The organism is Enhygromyxa salina, assembly GCF_002994615.1.
GTDB lineage: Bacteria > Myxococcota_A > Polyangia > Nannocystales > Nannocystaceae > Plesiocystis > Plesiocystis salina_A.
Genome location: NZ_PVNK01000311.1, coordinates 1 through 16,648 on the forward strand (window position 1 = coordinate 1; position 16,648 = coordinate 16,648).

Annotated in this window: 16 protein-coding genes, 3 tRNA genes and 1 riboswitch; of the genes, 9 read left to right on the forward strand and 10 right to left on the reverse strand. The window is 69.1% G+C overall.

Features of this window, described 5'->3' with window-relative positions; translation table 11 throughout:
• Positions 1-497: 497 nt before the first annotated feature.
• Positions 498-2,396 carry an ABC-F family ATP-binding cassette domain-containing protein gene (locus tag ENSA5_RS35150; protein ID WP_106396132.1) on the forward strand — a complete coding sequence of 633 codons (1,899 nt, stop codon included), beginning with the start codon at positions 498-500 and terminating at the stop codon, positions 2,394-2,396.
• Here the strand turns inward: ENSA5_RS35150 and ENSA5_RS35155 are convergent, their stop codons facing one another.
• A complete protein-coding gene (locus ENSA5_RS35155; RefSeq protein ID WP_181198484.1) occupies positions 2,397-4,013 on the reverse strand; it encodes a patatin-like phospholipase family protein in 1,617 nt (538 codons plus the stop codon).
• A 64-nt stretch (positions 4,014-4,077) separates the two neighbouring features.
• On the opposite strand from ENSA5_RS35155, the gene ENSA5_RS35160 reads away from it, so the two are divergent.
• Positions 4,078-4,926, forward strand: a complete 849-nt coding sequence (locus ENSA5_RS35160; protein ID WP_181198485.1) for a class II glutamine amidotransferase — start codon at positions 4,078-4,080, stop codon at positions 4,924-4,926.
• Between the two features lie 11 nt (positions 4,927-4,937).
• Here the strand turns inward: ENSA5_RS35160 and ENSA5_RS38810 are convergent.
• The 3 genes from ENSA5_RS38810 to thpR form a co-directional block, all read right to left on the reverse strand.
• Positions 4,938-5,023 (reverse strand) — tRNA-Tyr (locus tag ENSA5_RS38810).
• Between the two features lie 4 nt (positions 5,024-5,027).
• Positions 5,028-5,118 (reverse strand) — tRNA-Pro (locus ENSA5_RS35165).
• Positions 5,119-5,184: 66 nt separating this feature from the next.
• Positions 5,185-5,727 (reverse strand): RNA 2',3'-cyclic phosphodiesterase, encoded by a 543-nt coding sequence (thpR, locus tag ENSA5_RS35170; RefSeq protein ID WP_106396096.1) that lies wholly within the window; start codon positions 5,725-5,727, stop codon positions 5,185-5,187.
• 68 nt (positions 5,728-5,795) lie between these two features.
• On the opposite strand from thpR, the gene ENSA5_RS35175 reads away from it, so the two are divergent.
• Positions 5,796-6,281 carry a hypothetical protein gene (locus tag ENSA5_RS35175; protein WP_106396097.1) on the forward strand — a complete coding sequence of 162 codons (486 nt, stop codon included), beginning with the start codon at positions 5,796-5,798 and terminating at the stop codon, positions 6,279-6,281.
• A 33-nt stretch (positions 6,282-6,314) separates the two neighbouring features.
• Positions 6,315-6,503: riboswitch (cobalamin riboswitch) on the forward strand.
• Positions 6,504-6,706: 203 nt separating this feature from the next.
• Complete coding sequence (locus ENSA5_RS38815; protein ID WP_181198486.1) at positions 6,707-7,261, forward strand: hypothetical protein; 555 nt, start codon at positions 6,707-6,709, stop codon at positions 7,259-7,261.
• Here the strand turns inward: ENSA5_RS38815 and ENSA5_RS35185 are convergent, their stop codons facing one another.
• Positions 7,262-7,969 carry a hypothetical protein gene (locus tag ENSA5_RS35185; protein WP_258183119.1) on the reverse strand — a complete coding sequence of 236 codons (708 nt, stop codon included), beginning with the start codon at positions 7,967-7,969 and terminating at the stop codon, positions 7,262-7,264.
• Between the two features lie 29 nt (positions 7,970-7,998).
• Between ENSA5_RS35185 and ENSA5_RS35190 the strand changes: the two genes are divergently transcribed.
• The 3 genes from ENSA5_RS35190 to ENSA5_RS35200 all read left to right on the forward strand — a co-directional run bounded on the left by ENSA5_RS35190 (position 7,999) and on the right by ENSA5_RS35200 (position 12,221).
• On the forward strand, positions 7,999-8,889 hold the full coding sequence (locus tag ENSA5_RS35190; RefSeq protein ID WP_106396099.1) for an aminoglycoside phosphotransferase family protein: 891 nt from the start codon (positions 7,999-8,001) through the stop codon (positions 8,887-8,889).
• Positions 8,890-9,107: 218 nt separating this feature from the next.
• Entirely contained in the window at positions 9,108-10,802 is a 1,695-nt protein-coding gene (locus ENSA5_RS35195) for a DUF1592 domain-containing protein (RefSeq protein WP_106396100.1), read from the forward strand.
• A gap of 15 nt (positions 10,803-10,817) precedes the next feature.
• Positions 10,818-12,221 (forward strand): DUF1552 domain-containing protein, encoded by a 1,404-nt coding sequence (locus ENSA5_RS35200; RefSeq protein ID WP_106396101.1) that lies wholly within the window; start codon positions 10,818-10,820, stop codon positions 12,219-12,221.
• Positions 12,222-12,451: 230 nt separating this feature from the next.
• Here the strand turns inward: ENSA5_RS35200 and ENSA5_RS35205 are convergent, their stop codons facing one another.
• Both ENSA5_RS35205 and ENSA5_RS35210 read right to left on the reverse strand, forming a co-directional pair.
• Positions 12,452-13,417: a DUF72 domain-containing protein gene (locus ENSA5_RS35205; protein ID WP_106396102.1), complete on the reverse strand. Its 966-nt coding sequence runs from the start codon at positions 13,415-13,417 to the stop codon at positions 12,452-12,454.
• Positions 13,414-13,926: a YybH family protein gene (locus ENSA5_RS35210; RefSeq protein WP_181198487.1), complete on the reverse strand. Its 513-nt coding sequence runs from the start codon at positions 13,924-13,926 to the stop codon at positions 13,414-13,416. The genes ENSA5_RS35205 and ENSA5_RS35210 overlap by 4 nt, the downstream gene beginning before the upstream one ends.
• Here ENSA5_RS35210 and ENSA5_RS38820 point away from each other — a divergent pair.
• Together ENSA5_RS38820 and ENSA5_RS35220 are read left to right on the forward strand one after the other, a co-directional pair.
• Complete coding sequence (locus tag ENSA5_RS38820) at positions 13,925-14,323, forward strand: hypothetical protein (RefSeq protein ID WP_181198488.1); 399 nt, start codon at positions 13,925-13,927, stop codon at positions 14,321-14,323. The genes ENSA5_RS35210 and ENSA5_RS38820 overlap by 2 nt on opposite strands.
• An 80-nt stretch (positions 14,324-14,403) precedes the next feature.
• Positions 14,404-14,476 (forward strand) — tRNA-Gly (locus ENSA5_RS35220).
• Between the two features lie 129 nt (positions 14,477-14,605).
• On the opposite strand, the gene ENSA5_RS38825 is transcribed toward ENSA5_RS35220, so the two are convergent.
• The 3 genes from ENSA5_RS38825 to ENSA5_RS38830 all read right to left on the reverse strand — a co-directional run bounded on the left by ENSA5_RS38825 (position 14,606) and on the right by ENSA5_RS38830 (position 16,621).
• Positions 14,606-14,764 (reverse strand): hypothetical protein, encoded by a 159-nt coding sequence (locus tag ENSA5_RS38825; RefSeq protein WP_181198489.1) that lies wholly within the window; start codon positions 14,762-14,764, stop codon positions 14,606-14,608.
• A 230-nt stretch (positions 14,765-14,994) separates the two neighbouring features.
• Positions 14,995-16,365, reverse strand: coding sequence for a CBS domain-containing anti-phage protein (locus ENSA5_RS35225; RefSeq protein WP_106396105.1), 1,371 nt, complete (start codon positions 16,363-16,365; stop codon positions 14,995-14,997).
• A gap of 118 nt (positions 16,366-16,483) precedes the next feature.
• The gene (locus ENSA5_RS38830) at positions 16,484-16,621 is read right to left on the reverse strand and encodes a hypothetical protein (RefSeq protein ID WP_181198490.1); all 138 of its coding nucleotides are present in this window, start codon (positions 16,619-16,621) and stop codon (positions 16,484-16,486) included.
• Positions 16,622-16,648 lie beyond the last annotated feature (27 nt).

The following is a 16,648-nucleotide window of genomic DNA, read 5'->3' on the forward strand; positions in this document are numbered from 1 at the left end:
TGTGCACTTTGCCACGCACTGCCGCTGCGCGGCAGGTCGCTCGTTCCTCGCTCGGTGGGCTCTCATGTGCCCTGCAATGGTCTCCGTGGCCCCCTAGAAGGGGGCTTTGTTGGCTCGTGGGTGGGCGGTTGTGCACTTTGCCACGCACTGCCGCTGCGCGGCAGGTCGCTCGTTCCTCGCTCGGTGGGCTCTCATGTGCCCTGCAATGGTCTCCGTGGCCCCCTAGAAGGGGGCTTTGTTGGCTCGTGGGTGGGCGTTGGCGTGGCCGCTACGCGGCAGGGCGCTCGGTGGGGCGTTGGGGGCTGCAAGCGGGCGGTCGCTCGTTCCTTGGTCGGTGGGCGCTCATGTGGGCCGCAAGGGTCTCCGTGGCCCCCTAGAAAGGGGCTCGGTTGGCTCGTGGGTGGGCGTTGGGGTGGCCGCTCGGCGGCAGGCGCGAGCAGGGCAGGTCGCTCGGTGCATGCCTCGACTATGCCCGAGCGCCCGTTATGCTCGGGCTCTTGACGATCCTCAGCGCACGTGAAGTCCGCCGCAGCTATGGCATCCGCGAGATCCTGCGTGGCGCGAACTTGTCGATCGATGAGGGCGAGCGGGTCGGGCTGGTCGGGCGTAACGGCTCGGGCAAGTCGACGCTCGCGCGGATCATCGCGGGGGTCGAAGAGCCCGACGCGGGCGAGGTCGTGCGGCGGGGGGGGCTGCGGGTCGGCTACCTCGCCCAGGAGCCCAGCTTCGAGCCCGGGCTGCGGGCCGTCGACGCGGTCCTCGGCGGGCTCGCGGCCTGGCAGGCGGCGATCGATCGCCACGCCGAGGTCTCGGAGCTGCTCGGTCAGGACCCCCAGCCAAAGCTCGACGCGCTGCTCCGCGAGCAGGCCGAGCTCGCGGTCAAGATCGAGCGCCTCGGCGGCTGGGATCAGCGCCACGAGGCCCTCGCGCTCCTCGCCGTGGTCGGGATCGCCGATCCCGACAAACTGGTCGATCGCATGAGCGGCGGCGAGCGCCGTCGCGTCGCGCTCGCGCGCTTGCTGGTCGCCAACCCCGAGCTGGCGATCCTCGATGAGCCGACCAACCACCTCGATCTCGAGACCGTCGAGTGGCTCGAGGGCTGGCTGGCCAACCGCTTCGGCGGCGCGCTGATCCTCGTGACCCACGATCGCTACCTGCTCGATCGCCTGGTCACGCGCACGGTCGAGGTCGAGCAGGGCGAGCTCCACATCTACCAGGGCGGCTGGGGCCGCTACCTCGAGGCCAAGGCCGAGCGCGAGGCCCACGCCGACCGCGTCGAGGCCAACCGTCGCAACTTCCTGTCCCGCGAGCTCGAGTGGCTGCGGCGCAACCCCAAGGCGCGCGGGACCAAGCAAAAGGCCCGCGTCGATCGGGTCATCGCGGTCCGCGATCAGCTCGGCCCCAAGCGCGAGGCGACCGCCCGGATCGAGCTCGTCGGCGACCGCCTCGGGCGCACGATCCTCGACGCCGAGGACGTGGCCGTGGACATCGGCGGGCGGCGCCTGCTCGACGAGGTCGAGCTGCGCCTGAGCAAGGGCGAGCGGCTCGGCGTGGTCGGGCCCAACGGCTGCGGCAAGACGACCTTGCTGCGGGTGCTGACCGGCCAGATCGAGCCCGCGGCCGGCGAGGTCCGGCTCGGCAAGCGGACCAAGATCGCCTTCCTCGAGCAGTCTCGCGGCGGCCTCGACGACGACAAGAGCGTGTTCGACAACGTCGGCGAGGGCAGCAACCGGGTGGTCCTCGGCGATCAGGAGATCGACCTGCGCACCTACCTCGAGCGCTTCTTGTTCGACAACCACGCCCAGCGCCAGCTGGTCGGGACCCTGTCGGGCGGCGAGCGGGCCCGCGTCGCCCTGGCCAAGACCCTCCGCGGCGGGGCCAACCTCGTGATCCTCGACGAGCCGACCAACGACCTCGACGTCATGACCCTGACCGCGTTCGAGGACTCGCTGAGCAGCTACCCCGGCGCCGTGCTCGTGGTCACCCACGATCGCTGGTTCCTCGATCGCGTGGCCACGGGCTTGCTGGTGTTCGAGGACGCCCGCCTGACCCGGCACGAGGGCGGCTGGGCCGACTACCTCGAGCGCCGCAAGGCGGCTCCGCGCGAGCGTGGTGACAGCGCCGAGGGCCCCAAGGCAGACCCGAGCCCGGAGCCGAACAAGACAAGCGCCAAGCGCAAGCTGACCTACGCCGAGGAGATCGAGCTCGACGGTCTGCTCGAGCGGGTCGACGAGGCCGAGCAGGCCGTCGCCGCCCTCGAGGCCGAGCTCGCCGCCGAGGGCTTCTACGAGCAGCCCGTGCCCGCGCAGCAAGCCGCGTTCGCCAAGCTCGAGGCCGCCCGGGCCGAGGCCGCGAAGCTCGCCGAGCGCTGGACCGAGCTCGAAGACTTGGCTTGACTACAACAGCTCCTCGAACAGCTCGCGCTGGTCGAGGACCGTCCAGGTGCACAGGTTGGCCAGGAGCCGGACCTGCAGCGGCGTGAAGCGGACCAGGCTCAACGCGTTGGCGCCGATCGTCTCGTAGTTCGGGAAGCGCTGGCACGGGCCCACGGCGATCCGGGCGTTGCCAGCCTCGACCGCCGCCTGGGTCGACTTGGGCAGCAGCGCCTCGAACCTGGCCACGCGATCGAGGTAGACCCAGGCGACGCGGACCTTGCGAGCGCCGCGGATCCCCCACCACGCGTTGTCGAGGACCTCGTGCTCGCGCACGGCGATCACCGGCCCGCCGCCGCGCTTGGCCGCCTGCAGATCCGCGACGAGCTCGGCGAACTCGGCGCTCGGGAACACCTGGTTGCGGTCGAGCCTGATGCTGGCCCGCTCCTCGTGGACTCCGAACAGCGGCGGCAGGTAGGGATCGATGTGGGGCTGGTAGGAGCCGTGGCCAGGGGTCCAGTCGACGCTCAATTGCTGCTTGGTGTTGACGAGCACGATGATCGTCTCGAGCTCGCGCTGGAGCAGCGGCAGGAGGCCGTAGTTGTCGATCGTGCCGCCGTCGCCGAGCTCCCAGGCCTCGCTGGCCGGGACCTGACCGCGCCGCGGCGGCCAGTAGTCGAGGCAGGGGACGCGGCCCGAGGAGGTGTTGAGCTCGGGGATCGCGTGGATCGCCGACGCGTAGGCGCAGCTGCTGCTGCCGAGCGCGAGCGCGAGCTGGTCGAGACCCGGCGGTCGGGCGAGGGTCAGGGTCTGGCCCGACGCGCCGCTGAGCTCGCGCGGGCCCGGGCCGCCGAGCGCGAAGGGCTCGATCAGGCCGCCGCCGACCGAGCGCCGGAGCCCGTCACCGCGCCTGTACGCGTAGGTGATCTCGTGGGCCGGGAGGCTGCCGACGTAGAGCGGCGTGAATTGCAGGCTCACGGGATCGAGGCGTACGAGGTTGTTGCCCGCGTCGGGCCCGAGCAGGCAGGCGCTCACGATCGGAAAGGGCCGGTTGGGCCGCGCGACCACGAAGTCGTCGGCCGTCAGCGCGGAGGATGTCTCGGGCGGCTCCTGACGAGCCAGGATCTCGTCGCGCGCTCCCACGCTGAGCACGGGGCTGCGCGGCGTGTTCGGCCCGTAGAGCCCGTAGCGCTGCAAGAAGGTCTCTGCGACCGCGCGGACCCACGCGCGCCCGGGCTTTAGCTCGCAGATGTCGTCGAACAGGCTGTCGCGGAAGCTCAGGGTCGCGGCCGCGCCGAGGTAGGCGGGCGGGAGCTCGGCGGTCAGCCGCGCGTGGTCGAGCTCCTGCGGCGGGAGGATCGGCCCGAGCAGTTCGCGGTCATCGCTCGCGCCGGTCTGCCAGAAGCTGAAGGGGATCGACGCCCACGAGCCGCCCGAGACCGCGCTGGTGTAGCGCAGGCGCTCGATCAGCCCGAGCTCGAGCAAGCCGCGGAGGTAGCCGATCGCGGCGCAGGTCGCCCGGGTCCCGCCGCCCGACAGGCACAGGCCCGTCGAGGGTCGTGACTGGACATCGTCGAGCCCGAGCTCGGGAAAGCGGGGCACGCCATCGTCGAGCCACACGCGGGCACGGATCGAAGCCATGGCCGAGCTTCGCAGCCGCCTGTGGGCGGCGCAAGCAGGGCCCCTCACGGTAGACTCGGGCGAGATGTGTCGCTTCGCCATGTACCTCGGGCCCCCGATCAAGCTCAGCGCGCTGGTCACCGAGCCGAGCAACTCGATCATCCACCAGAGCTACGACGCCCAGGAGCGCGAGGAGCCCCTCAACGGCGACGGCTTCGGCGTGGCCTGGTACGTGCCCGAGCTGCGTGACGAGCCCGCGGTGTTCAAGTCGATCAGCCCGGCGTGGAACAACGCCAACCTGCTCAACCTCGCGCCGGTCACCCGCAGCCACTGTCTGCTGGCCCACGTCCGCGCGGCGAGCCCCGGCCTCGCGGTCGCGCAGGTCAACTGCCACCCCTTCGTGCGCGAGCGCTTCGCGTTCATGCACAACGGCAGCGTCGGCGGCTTCGCCCGCCTGCGTCGGCGCCTCCGCGAGCGCCTGTCCGATCTCGCCTATGACGCGATCGCGGGCTCGACGGACTCGGAGCACGTGCTCGCGCTGCTCAGTGATCGGTGGCTCGAGGCCCTCGAGCCCGATCCGCTCGAGCGCGCCGCGCTGGCCCTGCGCGAGACCATCGAGCTGCTCGAGCACCTGCGCGCCGAGCTCGACATCGAGGAGCCCTCTTACCTGAACCTGGCGATCACCGACGGCGCGGCGGCGATGGTCTGCCGCTACGTCAGCCCCGGCCCGGACCCGGCCCACTCGCTCTACTACGCCCGGGGAGCGCTGGTCGTGGAGGACGGGAAGAGCCGGATCGACGCGCCAAAATCGGACGGCCCCGCGGTCGTCGTGGCCTCGGAGCCCCTCGGCGACCGCTCGCGCTGGGAGGCCGTGCCCCGCAACCACCTGGTCCTGATTGATGATCAGCGCCGGGTCAACCTGCGCGAGATCTGAACGAAGCACAATCCGTGGGGCAGGGATCGAACCTGCCATGCGTCCGAAGACGCGGCGGACCTACAAACCGCTGCCCCGCCATTGGGGCGTCCCACGGGGAGTCGGGGTGGTGGGATTCGAACCCACGACTTCTCGCATCCGAAGCGAGCGCGCTAGCAGCCCGGGGTGCTAGCCAGACTGCGCCACATCCCGAGTTTGGTGCCAAGCGAGAGTCGGGATGGCCGGATTCGAACCGACGACCTCCTGCACCCCGAGCTGCTAGCCACTGAGTGGATAGATGGCCTCGGTCCGGTACTTCGGCCCGCCTTGCGAGAGCACGCTCGAGTACAAGCGGACATGGTCGACGCGGAAGCTGGCCGAGGCGTAGAGCGAGTGGCCGCGGACCCACTGGGCGACGCGCCTCGGATCCACGGTCTTGGCGAAGCGAGCGAGGGTCACGTGGGGCGCGTACTTTCGGTGCTCACGCTCGGCGCCGAGCTCGTCGAGGATCCGGGCGCAGCGCTGGTGGACGAGGCGCACGGGCTCGGGCGCGGCCACGCCGACCCACAAGATCCGAGGCTGGCCCCGGGGCGGGAACAGGCCCGCGCCGCGCAGCTGCATGTCGAACGCGGGCGCGTCGAGCTGCTCGAGCGCGGCGCTCGAGCGCCGGGCGTCGCCGCCGTCGACCTCACCGAGGAAGTGCAGGGTCAGATGAAGCTGCTCGGGCTGTTGCCAGCGCGCGTCGGGGATCCCGCAGGACATCATCTGGAGGTCGAGTTTGACCTCGTCGGGCAGATCGATGCCGAGGAACAGGCGAGGCATCGGCGAGTCATAGCAGCACGGGCCGCGTCGGGGTTGTCGGGCGCCCGGCGATCCGCGATACAGTTGCAATGCGGACCGCCCTCGTCGCGCTCACCCACGCGTGTGTTCTGGCTGCGGCCTGCGCGGGCTCGCCCTCGTCCGAGTCGTCGCGGGACCCGGCGAGCGACGGCGCAGCGACCGACAAAGGCGAGGGGGGAGCGAGCGCCGAGGTCGAGACGGTCGGCGAGCACGAGCAGGTCGGCAAGGAGCTCCCGAGCGATCTCGTCGCCGAGCTGCGGATGCAGGGCGCCGACGCCGATGGCCGACTCCTGACCCTGGCGCCCGGCTTCATCGCGACCGCGGCGTGCAGCGACTGCGGGGCTCCGAGCTACCTGTGGTTCTTGGCCGTGCGCTGCGCGGACCCGCGGCACTGCTCGGTCCTGACCGAGCAGTGCGAAGGCGAGATCAGCCGCGACGCCGACACCTACCTGCTGGAGTTTCGGGCCGTCGAGGAAGGCGCCGAGGCGGGGGCCGAGGTCTGCGCTGGTTACTCGGGCACGTTCGAGTCCCCGTGACATTTCGACTTTGACGGCGGCCGCGGACCTCGGTAGGAGGGGGCGACTCCGGTTCGCTCGCGTGCGAGCGTCGTAAGAGGGAACCCGGTGAGAGACCGGGACTGCCCCCGCAGCGGTGAGTGGCGACGAACGCCGTCAAGATGCACTGGCTCTCGAGCTGGGAAGCGACGGCTACTAGGAAGACCCACGAGTCCGAAGACCTGCCGGAAGCCGCCACCTCGTCGAGGTGGTGATTTGCGCGATGTCCTCGAGGGGAGGATGAGGCAATGACCCGGCACCGAGCAGGTACAGCGACGACGAGGGTGAGCGCGCGCGAAGGCGCTGCGGTCCCCGTCGTCGCCGTTCACGCTGGCGCCTTGCATGACGACCCGCGCCCGCTGCCCCTCGCACCCGGGCCCGCGGGTCGTCGAGAGACGAACTGATCCATGACCACCGACATCATCTCCATCCGCAACCTCCCGCTGCTCACGGTCTGCCTCGCGCTCGCGCTCGTCGCCTGCGACGGAGGGGGCAGCGAAGACGAGACCGGGGCCGAGACCGGGACCGAGACCGGGACCGAGACCGAGACCGGGGCTGAGACCGAGACCGGCGACGAGACCGAGACCGGCGACGAGACTGAGACCGAGACCGAGACCGGCGACGAGATGTCGCTGGCGATCGTCGGCACCTACACCGACGACTTCGGCGACATGCACACGATCACCGAGGCCGAGTGGCTCAACGGCGCAGGCGGCTTCCTGATCTCGGAGTGGGACAACGAGGGGATGTGGCTCGTCGCCCAGAACGCCGACACCAACATGTGGTCGCCGGGCCTGTGGAGCCGCTTTGACTGGACCTGGGACGGCGAGCAGCTCTACTATTGCCAGTCGGTCTTCGACGGCGCGACGGTCGAGGACGCCCTGGCCGGCAGCGCCGATCCGAGCGATCCCACCACGGGCGGCTGCGGCGGCTTCCCCTGGTCGATGCTGACCCCGAGCTGACTAAAAGCCCGGCGGGATCCTGCCGTGAAAACAGGTGATCGTGTTGGGCTCGCGCCGCTTCGACCACAGCGCCTGGCGCGGGTCGTCGGGCGTGCCCTCCACGAGGCCCTCGTCCGTCGACCAGCTTGGGCGCTGGCCCGGCGCGAGGGTGTGGAGGCCGCTCTGGTAGAGGCCGATGATGTAGGTGTGTCCGGCCGCGCGGCAGTCGAAGAACTCGGTCCACCCGCGCGCGAAGGCGCGACCGCTGTCGGCACCAAAGGTCTCGCAGGTTCGAAACCACCACAGCGGCTGCTCGGCGCCGCGCATGCGCTCGCGGATCGCCCGGAGCGCGTCGTTGTGGGCGTGCTCGCGGTCGAGCGAGTCGATCCCGAGGGTCTCGCCGTCGATCTTCGCGCAGCCCCACTTGCCGTGGCCCCAGAATTGGACCTCGCCGATCGCCTCGTCGGCGCGGTGCTCGGCCAGCCAGGTCAGCGCGCGGGTCCAGTCCGGGAACCCGCGCCAGCCGTCGAGGCGCCCGAGCGCGCTGTAGAGCAGCCCGCCGACCTGCCACGACTGGGTCAGCCCCGGCCACGGGGCGCCATCGAGCATCCGTCCGGCCCGGCGCATGACGCGAGCTCCGAGGGTGTGCTTGGAGCTGCTGGCGCCGGGCTTGGGAAAGTCACCGACGCAGGTGTTGTCGTAGATCATCAGCCGCAGCGCTCGAGCCACAGAGCAAGCATAGCCCCTACGATGCCCCCATGACCCTCGGCCGAGCTCGGGACGCCGTGTTGACCCTCGTGGCCGAGCGCGTGGGTCGTCCGCGGCCCGCGTCGCTCGTGCGCCTCGATGGCCCGGGCGGGCCCGCGCGGGTGTTTGGCGTCGACGTCGAGCTGGGGGAGGGCGGCGCGCGGGCTGTCGTCGTCAAGTGCTTCGACTCGCCGCGGCTCTTCGCGCAAGAGCGCGACGCGCTCGGTCGGTGGCTCGACGTGACCGGTGAGCTCGGCGGCGCGCGAGTGCCTGCGCTGGTGGCCGTCGCGCCGTCCGAGCGCGCGCTGGTCTACGCGCGGCTGCCCGGCGTCCGCCCCGAGCCCGCTGGAGCCGACGCCGACGCTCCCGCGATCCACCGCGCGGCCGGCCGCTTTCTCGCCGCGCTGCATCGCCTCGACATCCCCGATCGCGACCCCTTGCCGCTCGCCGAGGCGCTCGCTCGTCGCTATCGAAGCTGGGCCCGAGCCGTGGCCCAGATCGAGGGAGCTCTCGACGCGGATCAGCAGCGACTGGTGGAGGAGCTCGCCCCGAGCGCGGCTTCGTTCGGGGCTGTCACTCGAGTGCCGTGCCACCGCGACTTCACCCCAGACAACTGGCTGTGGGACGGTCGGCGCCTCGCGGTCATCGACTTCGAGCACGCGCGCCTCGATCTCGCGCTCGGCGATCTCGCCAAGTTGGCCGTCGAGTGGCCAGCGCGGCCGGAGCTCCGACTCGCGTTCTTCGCGGGCTACGGTCGCTCGCTGTCGGCCGCGGACGACACGCGCCTGCGCATCGTCGTTGCCCTGCATGGGCTCGCGAGCCTGGCTTGGGGGCTGCGCCACGGCGCTCCCCGCTTTGTCGCCGAGGGCCAGCGCGCGCTCGCGCTTGCAGCTTCGTGGTGACGGACGACACCGAGTACCACTGCAACCTGGAATGAACTGCGTTGAACTCGCGGGTCTCTTCAGGTTTTTACCTTCGAGTCTGCTGGGCGACCCAGACCCCGTGCACGGTTTTTCGTACGCTGGGTAGCTGTCTTCACCCTAGCTATGTGGGTAAAAGACCACAAAAAACCGACTTTCCTGTTGCATTATCGGAGGCAGACCTGCATAGACTGACACCCGTGAACTTTTGCATGTCTTTGAGCTCGGGCGTAGTCAGCTGCCTGAGCGCGCTCTTGCTCGTAACCGCGCCTGGGTGCAAGAGCAACGGCAGCTCCGCCGACGGCGACGACACGGGGACCGACGGCGATGGGACGGATACCGGTGAGGACGGCGGAGACGAGGATGCATACATCCCCCCGCCCGGCGGCATGCGCCGCCTCCTCGATTACCAGTATCTCAACACGATCGAGTACATGTTCGGGCCCGAGGCGGCGGCGGTCGCCAACCCGCCGGTCGATCCCTCGCTCCACGGCTACACCTCGATCGGGGCCGCGCAGATCTCCCCGGCGCTCGACCTCGTCGAGCTCTACGAGGCCTCGGCGCTGGCGATCGCCGACGCGGCGATCGCCAACATCAGCACGCTCGCGGGCATCGTCCCTTGCGTTCAGAGCTCGCCCGACCAGGCCTGCTACACGACCGTCGCCGAGACCCTCGGCCACCTCGCCTGGCGCCGCCCGCCGACCGCCGACGAGGTCGCCGCGATCGTCGAGATCGCGCTCGAGGCCGAGGCCTGGGGCGCGGGCGACTTCTACGCCGGGCTCAAGTACGAGATCGTCCGGATCCTGCTCTCGCCCGACTTCATCTACGTGGTCGAGACCGGCGTCCAGGACGACGGCGAGCCCGGGGTGTACTGGCTGACCGGGTCCGAGGTCGTGACCCGCCTGTCGCTGCTCCTGATCGGCCGCACGCCCTCGCTGACCCTGCTCGAGTCGGCCGAGGCCGGCAACTACGACAGCCCCGACGCGGTCGAGACCCTCGCCCGCGCGATGCTCGACGACACCCGCGCGCCCGAGGCCGTCTCGGAGTTCTTCGGCGAGTACCTCGCCCTCGACGACATCTCGGCCAAGGACACCGAGGCGTTCCCGCTCTACAGCGTCGCGCTCGTCGACTCGATGGTCGAGGAGACCGAGCTGCTCCTGCGCGACGTGATCTGGACCCAAAACTCCGACTTTCGCGACTTCATCGAGGCCGACTACACCTTCATCGACAGCAAGCTCGCCGAGCTCTACGGCGTGCCGCCGCCCGAGAACGACTGGGACATGGTCATGCTCCCGGCCGAGCAGGCCCGCGCCGGGTTCATCTCCCACGCCAGCGTCCTGGCCCGCAACTCTCACGGCGCTGGCAACTCGACCACCCGCCGCGGCCTCTACATTCAGCAGCGTCTGCTGTGCTTCGCGATCCCGCCGCCGCCGCCCGAGGTCAACCCGCAGCTGCCCGAGATCCCCGACGACACGCCGATGACCCTGCGCGAGCTGATGGAGACCCTCCACCTCGAGGTCGACTCCTGCGCCGACTGCCACCGACACATGGAGCCGCTCGGGTTCACGCTCGAGAACTACGACGCGCTCGGGGCCTGGCGTACGCAGGAACAAAACGGCCTCCCGATCGACGCGGTCGCCGAGTACGGCGACTACGGGGTGCTCGAGAACGCCGCCGACCTCGCGGCCAACGTCGCCATGGATCCGCGCCTCGGCGAGTGCATTGTCAACAACATCATCCGCTTCGGCCGCGGCAGCCTCGAGAACCCGAGCAACGAGAGCGAGCAGCTCGCCGATCTCTACGGCGCGTTCGAGAGCTCCAACTACCGCTTTCAGGAGCTGCTGGTCGCGTTCGTGACCAGCGAGCTGTTCTTGCAGGTCGGGGAGCCCAAGTAGGAAGGACAGCAAGCCATGCGCAAGCACCTCAAACGCCGAACCTTCCTCCGTGGCGCCCTCGGTGGCGGCATCGCCAGCATCGCCTTGCCGCCGCTCGACGCGATGATGAACCTCGAGCAGACCGCGTTCGCCGACGGCAGCAGCCAGCCGCGTCGCTACGTCTCGTGGTTCCGCGGCAACGGCTTCATCCTCGATCGCTTCGAGCCGATCGGGGCGGGCGCCGACTGGCAGCTCAACGACCACATGACGCCGCTCGCCGGGGTCAAGGACTACCTCAACGTCGTCACCGGCCTGACCAACCGCTGCAAGGAGACCATCACCCATCACGAGGGCATGACGGTCTTCAACGGCTACACCATGGTCGACATCGGCCAGGGCCAGGGCTTCTTCTCGAACTCTGGCGGGCCGACGATCGACGTGTTGATCTCCGACGCCCTCGCCGGTCAGACGCCGATCGCCAGCGTCCACCTTGGCGCGTCCAAGGCCCAGAGCCCCGCCGACGAGGGCACCACGATGCACAACCTCTCGCATCGCGGTCACCTTCAGCCCAACGCCGCGATCACCAACCCCAGCGCCGCGTGGCAGTCGCTGTTTGGCTCGTTCGTCCAGCCCAAGGATGACCGCGAGCTACGCCTGCACATCCTCGACTCGGTCAAGGGCGAGGTCTCGACCCTGCAGTCGCGGCTCGGCGCCGAGGACAAGGTCCGGCTCGAGGCTCACCTCGACAGCATCGCCGCGCTCGAGGCCAAGCTCATGACCGCGACCCCGGTCTGCGAGCTGCCGATGGACCCGATGTTCGACAACAGCGACGCGGTCAACAACGAGCAGCTGACCCTCGTCAACGAGCTGATGAGCGACCTCCTCTGCTACGCGTTCAGCTGCGACCTGACCCGCGTGGCCACGATGCTCTTCCTCGAGGGCGCCGCCGAGCCCTCGCTCGGCGAGGTCCCGGGCAACGACAGCTCGTGGCACCAGTACAGCCACAACGTCAACAGCTGGGACGTCGGCGGCCCCTTCGACAATGGCCAGTATTATTTGATGGAGCGCTTTGGCTACCTGCTGACCAAGATGCGCGACACGATCGAGTTCGACGGCACCAACTTGCTCGACAACTCGATCGTGCTCATGAGCAGCGACGCCTCCGACGGCTCGGTCCACTCGATCCAGCGCCACCCCATGATCCTCGCCGGGGCGGGCGGCGGCTACCTCAAGTATCCCGGCATCCACTACCAGCCCGAGCCGCTGTCGGGGAACTACAGCCACGGCAGCCACCCCGGGCCGACCAGCGGCAACACGACTGACGTGCTCATGTCGATCATGCGCGCCTTTGACGACAGCGTGTCGTGGATCGGCGAGCAGCCCAACGACCAAGGCGAGGGCGCCGGCTCTGGGACCCCGCTGACCGAGATCCTGGCCTGAAGGGGGTGGACCCGCGGGGGTCCGAGGACGCCTCTTGCTGGAATTGCCCGCGCGGGGGGCGTTCCTCGGACGCAGGAAACAAGTATTCGAGCACGGGTCTCGAGCCCCCTTTAGGGGGCCACGCATCCCGTTGCAGGGCTCATGAAAGCCCACCGAGGGAGGGAGCGCAGCGACCGAGCGACCGGCCGCTTGCGGCCGTGCGTGGCAAAGTGCAGGCCGGCCGCGGGGGTCTAAAACAGCTCAGCGAGGCGCTGGATCGACAGCGGTGAGCAGCCCTCGGCCTTGTTGTTGACGATCAGGTACGAGGGCTTGCTCGTGGTTGAGATCATCTGCGCGTAGGCCCGGCGCACGCTCGGGTTCTCGTCGACGAGGCGGTTGAAGGGCGCGTAGGCCCCGCGGCCGGACTCGTAGTTGTGGTGGCGCGCCAGCATCCAGCGCATGACCAGGGCCGGGCGATCGGCGCCGCCGCTTCGCGCCCACTGCTCGTGGATCGTTGGCATCCGGGGGAGCTCGGCGACGCAGTGGGTCGCGCCGACGCTGTCGAGCGCGCGCATGTAGTGGGGCGTGAACAGGTCCGGGTTGCGGATCTCGACGGCGTACTGCGGGCCCTTGGGCAGCGCGCCGAGGAAGCTCCCGAGCCGGTGGGCGAAGCTCTTGGCCCCGCCGGGCACGTGCTGGGGCGGGAACTGAAACAGCAAGACGCCGCCGTGGCGCCCGAGCCCGCGCATGAAGGGCTCGACCACGACCTCGGTCGCGTACTGCGGCTCGAGGAACAGCTCGTTGCGCTGGCCCGCGCGGCTGCGGTTCCAGGAGCGCTCGGAAAACTTGACCGTCGTGCACTCGGCGTGGGCTTTGACCAGGAGGCGAAAGTCCTCGGGCAGGTCGGTGGTCAGCGCCTCGAGCTCCTGTGCGCTCATCGGGCCGTAGTAGGTGCGGTCGAGCCCGACCGTGCGAAACAGCGGGTGGCGGGCGTAGATCGGCAAGCCCTGGCGCGCGATCACGCGCTTGCTGGCCGCGCGGTCCCAGACCAGATCCGTCCAGCCCGTGAAGCTCCACGACGAGGTGCCCATGCGCAGATGCTGCGGGAGCCTGCGGCCGAGCTCCTCGATCTGCGCGGACAGCTCGGCCAGCCCCAGCTTGCTTCGACCCGCGGGCGGCGTGGCTTCGGCCCCGAACAGGTCGAGCTGACGGCTCACGGCGGCAGCATAGCCGAGGTGTGGTCGTGGACGATCTCCCAGCGGTCTGCGTGGCGCTCGAGGATGACCGAGAACACGCCCGCGCCGGCCTCGGGGGTGTCGCTGAGGGCCCAGCGACCGAGCACGACCGCGGCGTCCTGGCAGCGGCCGAGCGCGCGGACGTCGAGGATCTCGAAGCCCAGCGTGCCCATGGTCTCGCGGGCCTCGCCGTAGCGGGCGCGGTACTTGTCGCGGGTCTCGGCGAAGCCCTGGCGGATCTTGGCGCCCGAGGTGAACAGCAGCGCGTCGGACTCCTCGTAGCCCGCGAGGTAGCCGTCGAGATCGCCGGCGTTCCAGGCCTCGCGCTGGCTGTCGAGGACCGCGACGATCGCGGCTTCGTCGTAGGTGGCGGCGCAGTCGGGTTGGGGCGAGGGCGGGGGGTCCGCGTGGGCGCAGGCGGCGAGGATCGGGACCAGCGCTCCGAGCGAGGTGATGGTCGTCCGCCGTCCGTGTATGATGCGCGCGCTCATGAGCAAGAAGGTGCCAGAGAACACGCGGCTGCGTCCGCGCGAGCTGTTCTTCATCTTCCTCGGGGTCGGGACCGGGGCCGCGCTGGCGGTGCTGTGGTTTCGGCTCGTGCCCGAGCTGATGGCGCACAAGGGGCTCGGCGCGGAGGCGCTCAGCGGGCTCGGGAGCGTGGTCATGCACCCCGCGTTTCAGGGCGCCGTGTTGGTGAGCGGCGCGGTGGTGCTGGCCGCGGGGGTCGCAACGCGGACCGGGAGCGGGAAGGACAAGGCGACGTGGATCTTGGCGGCGGGGTCGGTCGCGATGTTTGGGATGCTGATGCTGAGCGTCAACGCGCTGTACGATCCGGTGTTTTTGGATCCGGACGCGGATGTGGGGGCGGATGACGACTGGGAGGACTGAGCGGGGAGCGCGCGTGAGCTTGGTGGGGGCGGAATTGGCTTGCGAGGAGCGGGGAGCGGTGGTAGGGAGATCGGCCGCAAGCGGGAGTAACTCAGTTGGTAGAGTGTCAGCTTCCCAAGCTGAATGTCGCGGGTTCGAATCCCGTCTCCCGCTCTCGAATTTCGGCGTTCTACAAGGGGTAGGACGCCGTTTTTGAATTCATGGCCCGAAGCGGTGCCGCCATGGTGCCGTGCGGTGTTCGCACCGGTTCTGGGTGTGGTTTCTCGGGGGCGATTCGGTCGATCACCTGCCGACGAAGTGACCCACCGAGCGCAGCGAGCCGACCTCGCCATCCTCGTTGGGGAACGCGAGCGGCCCCTTGGCCCACGTCCGACGTTGCTCTCGCAGCGCGCGGATCGTGTCCCAACTGAGCGGTGTAAATGAGCACCAGGTTGCGCGCATTGCGCCAAGCGAAAAACGACAAATGGCGGTGGGGGGGCGCGGGGCGGTGGGGGGGCGCGAAGTCGAGCCCGAGTGGACTCAAAGGGGCCTTCAGAGGCGCGCGAGAGCAGTGTAGCGCAAGGGTTGCGCGCATTGCGCTGCTGGACTGATGCTCGTGAGCGGAAAAGAGGCCGGACTTTGGAGCAACTCAGCTGTTCCGCACACAGACTACGGGGGCGGGGGTCACGAGCTCAACCGAAGCGCTGGAGATCGTAGATCAACTCGAGAAATCGCGACAGCTGCTTCCGGTCGTCATCGTTGGCCCCGTCGGGGTGAAAGTGCATCACGCCGTTGCGGACGTTTCGTACCCCGGAGAGCTGCGCGACGAAGGTTGACTTATCAATGTTGAGGTCGATGCGGTCCCAGGCGTCGGGATGTGACAAGAGCCGCTGGTATTCGCCCAGCGTCAAACTGGCGATGTTCTCGATTTCGCGCGGTGATTTGGGGTCGAGGGCGATATCGCGTAGCTCCTGAACCGTAAAGTCACCGTTCTCGATCAGCGCCCGCAGTCCGCGTTCGATCTCGCCCAGAAGCACAAAAGGCGAGGCCAGGTCGAGGAGCTGGCGACCGAGATCCTTTTTGGTAACGATGCCCGTGATGACGTTCTTGGGGCCACGGACGAGCACATAACCGTGCTTGATGATCTCGGGTATGACGTTGAGAAAAGGCCGGCTATAGCGGACCTCGATTGCGGGAGCCTGAGCTCGCTCGACGGGGTCGTCGAGGGAAACGTTGCCATTGAGGAGCAAGTAGCGGCCGACATCTTTCCAGCGGAGCATGCCCGTCACGGACCGAGGGTTCCGCATGATCGGCAGATGCGAGACCTGTTTCGCTATCATCTGGGACAGGGCGACCCGCAGCGAGCTCTGCGGCTTGACGTGAACAACGTCGCGGCGGGCCTCGTCGAGCGTTCCAATGTGGAAGGTGTTGTTGGCGGTTGGCGCCTGGCTCGATTTGGCTTTCGTCGGTTCGCCGGCCGAGTCGTTGGGAGCTGTCTGGGTGTCAGCCTGCTGAGCGGTGGCGCCACTCTCTTCGCGACCAACGCTCTCGCTGGAGGCGTCGCCGGGATCGTCGAGCCCGCTGGCGTCCTCGCTGGTGCTTCCTCGACCCACGAGGTCGACAGGCTGATCGAGGTGCACGCTGCGAAAGTCGGGGTCCGTCTCGAGCTCGAAGCCGGCCAAGGCCGCGTCGACCGACTCCGTGATGTCACTCCCGCGGCGTTTGGCACCGAACCAACCCAATATGGTCCGGGGGGTGACTCTCATGGGGGTGGGCGGCTCGGCGCGCAGGCGCTCCGCGGCCTGCGTGAGCAGCTCGACGTGGGGCGGGGGGTGTTCTGGGTTGCGCAGCACTTCAATCTTCAAGTCGGCGTTGACCTCGGCGAAGTCGGGCTCGGTCTTGAGAGAGTGGCGGTCGAGCTGGGAGCGGATCTGCCCGACGACGTGGATACCGCGGCGCTGCGCCCCGACCATGCGCAGCAGGTCACGCGCGGTGAGGTGGACGACGGTGCCGTCGCCGACGGCGGCGGCGAGTTCGGTGAAGCTCTTGGGTTTTGGTGCCATCGTGCTCGCTTGATAGCAGATCTATCGAGCAACAGGTGTCCCATTTTGGGCCGCTGTGTGAGCCCGTCAGGCCCAAAGGGCCAGTCGGGCCCAAAGGGATGAGCGAAACCGCTCGACCTCAAGCATTGCCGAGGTGATCGAGCAGCTGGGCCACGATCAGCGCTGCGGCGAGATCGGGGTCTGTGGTCTGCGCGAGCTCCTGCGCGATGACTGGATCGACGAGCGTCTCGTTACGCGCGTTCGCGCTAGCAGTCAAGGCAGGCGACAGCGAGTACTATCAGCG

Excerpts from the sequence above, each read along its gene's own strand:
- ENSA5_RS35155 (WP_181198484.1), bottom strand. The coding sequence starts at position 4,013 with ATGGCTTCGATCCGTGCCCGCGTGTGGCTCGACGATGGCGTGCCCCGC.
- ENSA5_RS35160 (WP_181198485.1), top strand. The coding sequence starts at position 4,078 with ATGTGTCGCTTCGCCATGTACCTCGGGCCCCCGATCAAGCTCAGCGCG.
- thpR (WP_106396096.1), bottom strand. The coding sequence starts at position 5,727 with ATGCCTCGCCTGTTCCTCGGCATCGATCTGCCCGACGAGGTCAAACTC.
- ENSA5_RS35175 (WP_106396097.1), top strand. The coding sequence starts at position 5,796 with ATGCGGACCGCCCTCGTCGCGCTCACCCACGCGTGTGTTCTGGCTGCG.
- ENSA5_RS38815 (WP_181198486.1), top strand. The coding sequence starts at position 6,707 with ATGACCACCGACATCATCTCCATCCGCAACCTCCCGCTGCTCACGGTC.
- ENSA5_RS35190 (WP_106396099.1), top strand. The coding sequence starts at position 7,999 with ATGACCCTCGGCCGAGCTCGGGACGCCGTGTTGACCCTCGTGGCCGAG.
- ENSA5_RS35200 (WP_106396101.1), top strand. The coding sequence starts at position 10,818 with ATGCGCAAGCACCTCAAACGCCGAACCTTCCTCCGTGGCGCCCTCGGT.
- ENSA5_RS38820 (WP_181198488.1), top strand. The coding sequence starts at position 13,925 with ATGAGCAAGAAGGTGCCAGAGAACACGCGGCTGCGTCCGCGCGAGCTG.
- ENSA5_RS35210 (WP_181198487.1), bottom strand. The coding sequence starts at position 13,926 with ATGAGCGCGCGCATCATACACGGACGGCGGACGACCATCACCTCGCTC.
- ENSA5_RS38825 (WP_181198489.1), bottom strand. The coding sequence starts at position 14,764 with ATGCGCGCAACCTGGTGCTCATTTACACCGCTCAGTTGGGACACGATC.
- ENSA5_RS35225 (WP_106396105.1), bottom strand. The coding sequence starts at position 16,365 with ATGGCACCAAAACCCAAGAGCTTCACCGAACTCGCCGCCGCCGTCGGC.